Origin of the sequence: Vibrio sp. 1-Bac 57, from assembly GCF_037546855.1 — a bacterium.
Lineage (GTDB): Bacteria > Pseudomonadota > Gammaproteobacteria > Enterobacterales > Psychromonadaceae > Psychromonas.
Genome location: NZ_JALAAC010000027.1, coordinates 47,472 through 55,953, shown reverse-complemented (window position 1 = coordinate 55,953; position 8,482 = coordinate 47,472). Strand labels below are relative to the sequence as shown.

General features: G+C 38.5%; 6 protein-coding genes and 1 pseudogene. 1 reads left to right on the top strand and 6 read right to left on the bottom strand.

Annotated features, from left to right (window positions below; all coding sequences use genetic code 11):
• The first annotated feature begins 27 nt into the window (after positions 1 to 27).
• Positions 28 to 1,188, top strand: a complete 1,161-nt coding sequence (locus MT391_RS15590; RefSeq protein ID WP_499498878.1) for a tyrosine-type recombinase/integrase — start codon at positions 28 to 30, stop codon at positions 1,186 to 1,188.
• Positions 1,189 to 1,709: 521 nt separating this feature from the next.
• Here MT391_RS15590 and tnpC read toward each other — a convergent pair.
• The 6 genes and pseudogenes from tnpC to MT391_RS15560 form a co-directional block, all read right to left on the bottom strand.
• Entirely contained in the window at positions 1,710 to 3,197 is a 1,488-nt protein-coding gene (gene tnpC, locus MT391_RS15585) for an IS66 family transposase (RefSeq protein ID WP_499498876.1), read from the bottom strand.
• A gap of 145 nt (positions 3,198 to 3,342) precedes the next feature.
• Positions 3,343 to 4,100 (bottom strand): IS5 family transposase gene (locus MT391_RS15580; RefSeq protein ID WP_499498875.1). Its coding sequence is split into 2 segments (ribosomal slippage): positions 3,343 to 3,965 and positions 3,965 to 4,100, totalling 759 coding nucleotides; the frame shifts between segments, so codons are not numbered across the junction.
• A 123-nt stretch (positions 4,101 to 4,223) separates the two neighbouring features.
• Positions 4,224 to 4,814, bottom strand: coding sequence for a nitroreductase family protein (locus MT391_RS15575; protein ID WP_499498873.1), 591 nt, complete (start codon positions 4,812 to 4,814; stop codon positions 4,224 to 4,226).
• A gap of 1 nt (position 4,815) precedes the next feature.
• Entirely contained in the window at positions 4,816 to 6,747 is a 1,932-nt protein-coding gene (locus MT391_RS15570) for an iron ABC transporter permease (RefSeq protein ID WP_499498871.1), read from the bottom strand.
• Positions 6,737 to 7,690 (bottom strand): ABC transporter substrate-binding protein, encoded by a 954-nt coding sequence (locus MT391_RS15565; RefSeq protein WP_499498869.1) that lies wholly within the window; start codon positions 7,688 to 7,690, stop codon positions 6,737 to 6,739. The genes MT391_RS15570 and MT391_RS15565 overlap by 11 nt, the downstream gene beginning before the upstream one ends.
• Positions 7,690 to 8,412: pseudogene (locus MT391_RS15560) on the bottom strand (ABC transporter ATP-binding protein); the annotation flags it as partial. The pseudogene MT391_RS15560 and the gene MT391_RS15565, both read right to left, overlap by 1 nt.
• Positions 8,413 to 8,482: the final 70 nt, after the last annotated feature.

Here is an 8,482-nt window from a genome sequence, read left to right as displayed (position 1 = left end):
GGATAGTACTATTTGATGGAGGCCGATATGGCTCAAGTACGTATCCGTCCAAACGGACGCATTCAATTCGATTTTCACCTATATGGTCAACGTTTTCGTGAAGGTACGAAAACGATGGCGACCCCTAAAAACCTCAACATTGCTAAAGCGCAACTCAAGCAGATGAACGCTGAGATAGATTTAGGCACCTTTCAATATCGAGATTATTTTCCAGACAGCAAAAAAGTAGCGCAGTTTGAAATATTACAACGCGCCAAACATCCCAACCGACATTTCCCATTTTTTGATGAGTTCATTGACCAGTGGTTTGACCGTCAAAAGCAGAAATGGAAGAGTAGTTATGAAAGGACCGTTAAACTGACTATTGAACGGCATTTAAAACCTACTTTTGGTAATACGTTAGTCAACGAGCTCACGTTGGCACATGTGGACCACTATCGCCAAACCTTACTCGATTTAACCAAAAAAGACGGTACACGTGAACTCTCTAACTGCCGCATCAATGGCATTTTGGGACCACTTGTGAGTTGTATGAGCTTAGTCGCTGATGAATATCGTTTTGAATACCCGCTGCGCCGTTATCGTTCTTTGAAAGAAGAAAAAGCAGATTCACATCCGATGACGTTTGAAGAAGTACAACGCTTTTTAGCGGTTGTTTCCTCTTATTGGCATGATTACTTTGTGGTTCGTTTTTGGACGGGTATGCGCAGCTGTGAAATTCATGGGCTTCTTGATGAACACATCGATTTTGAACACCGTCTTATTCGCATCAGACAAAATTATGTCGATGGAGAAATATGTAATGTTAAAACCCCTAAATCAAGACGCGACCTTAAAATGTGCGACACTCTTTTTGATGCGTTAAAACGCATCATCGCTAATAAAAAACATGACACTCCATTTCTATTTACCACATCTCAAGGTAAACCAATCAGTACTAACTACATTGGTAAGCATGTCTGGTATAAAACATTGGCAAAAGCTGGTTTAAGACGCCGTCGTCCTTATGAGACACGCCATACTGCAGCGGTGTTACATATCGCCGCACATGAGAACCCGCTGTATATTTCTCAAATGCTAGGTCATTCTGATACACGTATGTTATTTGAAGTTTACGCACCTTATGTGGCGAATGCATCAGGAATTGATGGCAGTGCTTTTTCAGAGATGATGCTCGGTGCTAGTTAATAAAATGTGGCATAGAAGTTAATCATTAAAATAAGACGTTTAACGACACGCTATCGGCCAACTGATAGCGTGGTGCCATTTTCCAATATAAGCAAGATGAAGAAAACCGGTTGCGGTAGGAATGGTCATTACAGCCCCCCCCCCGCACAGGAGGGGAAGCAGGCCAGAACAGCAACTAACTTTCGTCCCCTTTAGTTAGAAACTATAAATTTATGAAAAAGCACTTAAACACAACAATCGTATTATTAGTGTTTCAGGCTCAATTACTTCATACTTTTTCGATAATGATTTATCTTTGATACTTAAATTTTAAAGAAAATTACACGATCCAAATTATTTTTTGTGATTCAATCATACGAACCATTTAATGTGCGGTGTGAGTAAAGTGGCCACCTATCTTAAAAAAGAATGAATCAAAGAATACCAGCTAGACACTTAAAAATTAGAGAAAACTCAACTTAAATGCTAAAACCTCTATAATAAAATATTAGTAACTACTCAGCCTATAAAAATGGGCTGAATTAATTCATGGAAGGGATAAAGGGGGTTCCGTTAAACAGGTCAATCAACGCATCAAGCCTGTTAAGACCTTGCTTTTTCACCGTCGATAAATAACTTCTTAACGAACAAAATATATTACCACCGTCTTCTGAGCGGAAACATCCCGATATTTTTTGTTTCAACTTCGTCATTCTTATATCTCTTTCAGCCAGATTATTATCAAACGGCAACGCGAAGTTATACATAAAGGCGAGTACTTCACTTTTATGCTCAATAAGACGATTCAACAGGTTATGACTCTTGTGTTTTTTTACTCTCCCACGCTTTTTTACTTTCGGCGGTCTAATAATGGGGATTTGTTGTTTTCCTTCAAACACTATCCTATCATAATAATGCTCAAAACCTAGTATCTGCGCTTGGGTCAATGTCGTCCCTCCTAAAGAGATAGCTTCTTCTACGGCAGATTTAATACCGAGTAAGCATTCCTTCATTTTCAATGCCCAAGGCTGTTGATATTGCTCTTCAACAAAGGTTAATTCACGTAAGTGATGGGCATTACATAATACATGTTGGCAGTTATACTGATAATAACTCATCCAATGATCGTGTACTGCATTCCCTTGATAGTCGGGAAGAATACCCATTTCATCCATCGCTTCTTTACCTCGTTTCTTATGGATAAAGTAATAGGTTAGTTTTTCATTTGATGCCACATGGAGCCAGTTAAGTTTGGTTTCAACACGTAAGCCTGTTTCATCAAAATAATTGATTGGACTTGATAATAAGGTTGTTTTGAGCTGCTCGGTAAATTCAGTTAACGCATCAGCTCCTCTCGATAACACATTTTTAATAGTGCCTTGGCTCAAGTGAATATTGAATAAATCTTGAAACATTTCTTGGGTACGTTGATAAGGTAATAGTTGGTATTGGTTAAAATAAGTGAGGATAGCTTGAATGTTGGTACCATATTGCGCACCTTTACCAATCGCTACAGGGAACTTGGCTTTGCTGCTTTTACCGCAGGTTGTACACTGTTTTATTTGAGCTTGATGCTCTGTGACTTTAAGTTCAACAGGCGGTAAATCAAACACTTGTCGACGCTCTACGTCAATAACAGGCGCATGAGACAAATCAGCACAGCAGTGTGTACAAGATGTGATGTCATATTTCTCGACGATGTTAGGCATGGCTACCATGCTTAATGTTTGTCCTTTATGACCCCGTTGACCGCCAGAAGGTTTACCTGATTTTTTACGTAAGCTTTTAGGCGCAGGCTTGGAATAACCATCACTTGAGGGCGGTTTGCTGCTGTTGTTACTATTTTTTGATAGCTTTTCTTTGAGTGTGTTAACTTCAAGCGTTAGCACGTCAACTTGCTGGGTAAGTGAACTGACTTGTTGAGTGAGCACATCAATTGTTTTCACCTGCACACGGGTTATCTCCCAAAGTTGATTGATCAACGTTTGAGCATCTTTGATATTAGTGGCTTGAGGTGCTTTATCATTCATACTGCTATGATAAAGCCTCAAAAGGATCAAGCAACTCGATCCTTGAATGTATTTAAAATAATTTATTTAGGCTGAGTAGTTACAAATATTAGTACTATTAAGCATGATCACTAGGGCGTGTTGATCTTTGCTGTATAAAATTTACTCAGCAATACATTGGTAGCCACATCATCATAAATGCCAGTGATACCATACTGGCATAATTTCTTGCCAACTTGTCATATCTGGTTGATATAGAACGAAAATGCTTTATTCGCCCAAATGCATTTTCTACTAAATGGCGATATTTATATAAACACCAATCAACATCTTTTTGCTTTTCACCATTATATTTTCGTTTAGGGATAACTGATTCCATCCCTTCCAGTTCAATAAACTGACGAAATAAATCACTATCGTAACCTTTATCTGCAATGACTGTTTTAGCCTGACTAGTATTCTCTATTAAACTTTGGGCATGTGTTATATCGTTTCTTTGGCCTTCCGATAGCTCAAAGTAGATAGGCAGACCGTTGCTGTCTACCGCTAAATGAATCTTAGTAGAATTCCCCCCTCGGCTTTTACCTATACATTCACTATCGGCTGTTGCTGCACCTGTACTGTGTTGATGTGCACGAATAATTGACCCATCTATAAATACCCAATCAAAATCAGCATCTTTCGCTAATTCATTGAATAAACTAGATAAAATACCTTTTTTAGACCAAAGATTAAATCGCCTAAAAATAGTGCTCCAGTGACCAAACTCTCTGGGTAAATCTCGCCAGGAATACCCGTTCTGAGACGATATAGTATCCCTTCGAAAGTATTTCTGTGTTCAGGTTTATTATAAATACGACCAGTGCTTTTCATTAAATGCAGTAGCATTTCCCATCGTTTATCGGTTAACATTAATCTAGGCATAGTTTGGTGTTATGGTTAGTTTTTGGCGAAATAAATTATAACGCCTAACCATGCTGTTTAAAAATTATCCTCGAAAGATCAACACGCCCTAGAAAAGGCTACTGTAAATAGCCTTATATTTGATTACTCAAACAACGTTGTTAATTGCTCATTACCTACCCATTTGTAACAATGATTAGCTACGTCTGAACGTTTTTTTATACGCAGTTCTTTTTTAGTTCCTAAAATAATAAAAGCAACGGGCTCTTGTTTTTCAGTTAATCCAAATAGTTGATGTACTTTTGGTAGCTCTGCCGCATCAGTGCTATACCAAACAGCTGCAACCTTTTCTTGTTCTGCAGCTAAAAGAATATTTTGACATCCAGCTGCTGCCGCTAATACTTGATCTCGACGAGATACAGCATGAGGCTCAGCAATATTGGCAGAAACTAGCACAACCATTGGAGCATCTTTTAAATAACTCGTTAAACGACGAACTCGAGTTGGATCGATATGGCCGGCATTATCTAACCAAGCATTACACATGGATTCACACATAGTCGGTACATGCTCAGTTTCAACAACAACTATATGCCATGGTTTAATATTCCCATGGTCAGGAGCACTCATGACTGATTGTAAAATACGCTTTAACTTTTGCTTATCTGGTGCTGGATGCTCCATTTCATGTACATGACACGAACTACGTTGATAAATAAGATCTAATCCTGACACACTAATTCCTTTTGTAACCTAATAAAATTAAACAGATAAAATACAATCCGCCAATAATTGAAACTAAAATCCCACTTGCTATTTCAAATGGCGCTAATAATGTTCTGCCGAATCCATCTGCGAGTAGCAGCAACCAAGCGCCTACTAAGCCGCTCCCAATCAACAGTACCCAATGACGTGTTTGTCCCATTAGACGCAAAATATGGGGAGAGAGTAAACCGACAAAAGCGATTGATCCAACAGCAGCTACTGCTGCTGCAGTTAAAAAGACAACCAATAATATAATTAATAATCGAAGCTGCATCAGAGGCTGCCCAAGATGCAGCCCCCAATCTTCTCCCAATGTAAAAAGGTCTAAATGACGAGCTAATGCAATCAAAGCGATACAACAAGGAAGTGTAACTGCTGTTAATAACCAACCAATTTGAGCATCTGCACCATATGTCGTCCCTGTTAACCAAAGAACAGTGATAGAGGCTGAACTTGATCCAAACGTCAATACCATAGAAGCAATCGTTCCACACCAAGCTGATATGGCGATGCCTAATAATGCAAGCTGTGAAACTCTAAGTTGAAAATGCATTGCAATAAACAAAATAAAAACAACAATCGCAGCTCCCACTAAGGCAAAAAGAAACAAGTCAATACGAGAGGCATCAGGCCAAACCTGTAAAGCAAGAATAATGCATAACACTGAAGCTGAAGTAGCCCCAGAAATGTCAGGGCTAGCCATAGGGTTACGAAATAAAGCCTGTAACGCACAACCCGCCATTCCTAAAGCAAAGCCCGCCATTATCGCAACAACCATACGCCAAATTGTAAATTCAAAAGTAACTTCGTTCGGCCAATAATACATAACCGTCAATACAACAAAGCAGGCTGGAATTGAAATTGCAAATAGCTTTGGTAATTTAATTAGAGCAGAAAGTCCAAAACCATTTTCTTGCATAGCCATACTCATTGCACCTTTTTTACGGGTTAATAAGTATAAAAAGAATGGCATACCCAATAATACGGTTAAAACCCCAGTGGGTAAACGAAAGCCAGAAACGGGTAATGAGCGAGAAAACAACTCCGCTACAATAACTAATAATGCACCAATTAAACTAGCAAAAATAAGTTGTTTTCGTGTTTTGTTAAACCCAAGCATACGCGCAAGATGAGGGCCCATTAAACCAATAAATCCTAATACACCAACCATTGCGGTTACTAATGATGCTTGTAAAACAGCGAGCAATAATAAAGCAATACGCCATCGACGAACGGATAAACCAATGACATTGGCACTATCATCTCCTAAGCTCAACATATCTAATTGTCGATGACATAATAAAGGCAGTGAGAGTAGTAGTAACGAGGGTAATAAAACAAGACTAATTAATTGGTCATCACTTTGCCCAATATTGCCACTTCCCCAAAGAAATAAACCATCCATACGTTGTTCTGCATAAATCATGATAGCGGATGATAGAGCCCCCACAGCTAAACTCATCGCCATACCGATTAAGATAAGCTGTAACTTACTACCACCAATCACTTGTGATAATAATAAAATCAGCATAGCAATGGCCAACGCAAAGGAAAATGCAGATGACCAAACTTGCCAAATACTTGGATCATCAACCACTAAGTTAATCACCATCGCTCCCAATAATGCACCTGAACTGATACCTATTGTTGAGGGAGATGCAAATCCATTACCTAGCGCTGTTTGAACAATTACACCGGATTGTGCAAGCAATGAGCCACACAGTATTGCCATTAGCAGAGTCGGCAATAAGAGTTGATAAAAATAAGTCATCGTATAGTCATTATCTAATACAGACTGTTGATAACTTTGCCAATCGAGCATTAAAATTATTACACTTAAAAGGATTAAAACAGGCCAAAAAAAACCACGATGTAGCATTGCTTTAGGTAGTTTATAGAGCATTCTTTTTCTCCATTAAAACCTTAGTAAAAGCACGAGCCATGCGAATCACTGAAACAGGTCCTCCAAAACTCCATAAGGGAGGTACGACATAAATATCATCATTTTTTACAAATTGATGTTGTTTCCAAAGAGGTGAATTCATCATACGCTCACCTTTACCGGAAGTTTCCTGTACTAAAATGAGAGCAGTATTCTGTAGCATTTTTATTTGCTCTAGTTGTAAATGAGTGAAGTCTTTTCCGGGTAAAGTAATATCCCATTCATAATGCAAACCTAACTTAACAATGACTGAAGCAGCCAAGCTTTGTTTAGAAAAAACACGTAAGCCATAACCCATTCCGACAAATTTACCGTAAGCTACTTTTTTACCCTCTAAACCAGCATCGATTAAAACCTGACGTAGGCGTATTAATTCATTATCCATTTCAAATAATTGTTTTTGTGCTAAATCTGCTTTACCTAATTTTTTAGCAAGTAGTAAATAGTTAATTCGCATCTGATCCATGTAACGATAATCAACTTGATTAAAGCGAGCGAACTGTTGCAGCAATAAGGTAGGTGCAATGTTATTTAATTCGCCCAATAAACGCGCATGACGGAATGGATAACCAATAATAAGATCGGGGTGTTGCTCTAATATAACAGGCAAGCTTGGAAAGGCTCTATTACCTACTTCAACTACACCATCAGGTATTATAGGATGGTTTGATTGCCACTTTTTATAGCCATTAATTGAAGCTAATGCAGTAGGTTTAATACCCAGTGACAATAACATTTCAGCCGCAGACCAATTTAAAGCAACAACCCGAGGCGTCTCTTTTAAACTAGTAGGCAATGAAAGTGGTAATGTATCGCTCTCTTGTTTCTGTATTTCTTGACTAGAGACATTCATCGTGAACAAAAAGGCAATAGTAATAAGCAAGAATCGAGACCAATTTAACATTAGTCTTCCCCCTGTTCAGCTAATATGGGTTCAATTCTAGTTCTAGGCCAAAGTAAGGTTTGACCTTCAACTTCAACACGAGCAACCGAAGTATTATAAACCTGTGAAACACGTTCAGCAGTCAAAACTTCATCTATATTACCAGCTGCAATCACTCTACCTTTTTCTAACATAACAGCGTGATGACTAAACTCTTGAGCATGATTTAGATCGTGTAATACCCAAATAATAGTTTTTCCATACTGCTCATTTAAACGCTTAACTATATGTAACAATTCCACTTGATGGCCAATATCTAGCCATGAGGTAGGTTCATCTAATAAGACAATATCTGTATCTTGTGCTAACACCATTGCTAACCAACAACGTTGAACTTCTCCTCCTGAAAGTGTTTCAATAGTAAGATCTGCAAATTCTGCCACACCTGCCTCTTGCATTGCCCAATCCATTTTTTGTTGATCTTTTTTAGTTAGAGGAGCAAACCAAAGACGATGGGGATGACGACCAAATTCTACGAGGTCAGCTACAGTCAAACCAACAGGAGTGCTATGACGTTGTGGCAACATTGCTAACTTAAGCGCTAAATCAGCTCGAGAATATTTCGATATTACTTTATCTATTAGGCGAATATCCCCAGCGATTGGTTTTTCTAATCCTGCAATTAACTTCAGTAAAGTACTTTTTCCTGAGCCATTTGGGCCAATTAAAGCGGTTACTTTACCCTGCAAAAATTCACACGAGATATCATCTAGAATTAACTTGCCACCTAAACGACAAGTTAATTTATTAACG

Coding starts and splice junctions, on each gene's coding strand:
- MT391_RS15590 (WP_499498878.1), top strand. CDS start 28: ATGGCTCAAGTACGTATCCGTCCAAACGGACGCATTCAATTCGATTTT.
- MT391_RS15565 (WP_499498869.1), bottom strand. CDS start 7,690: ATGTTAAATTGGTCTCGATTCTTGCTTATTACTATTGCCTTTTTGTTC.
- MT391_RS15570 (WP_499498871.1), bottom strand. CDS start 6,747: ATGCTCTATAAACTACCTAAAGCAATGCTACATCGTGGTTTTTTTTGG.
- tnpC (WP_499498876.1), bottom strand. CDS start 3,197: ATGAATGATAAAGCACCTCAAGCCACTAATATCAAAGATGCTCAAACG.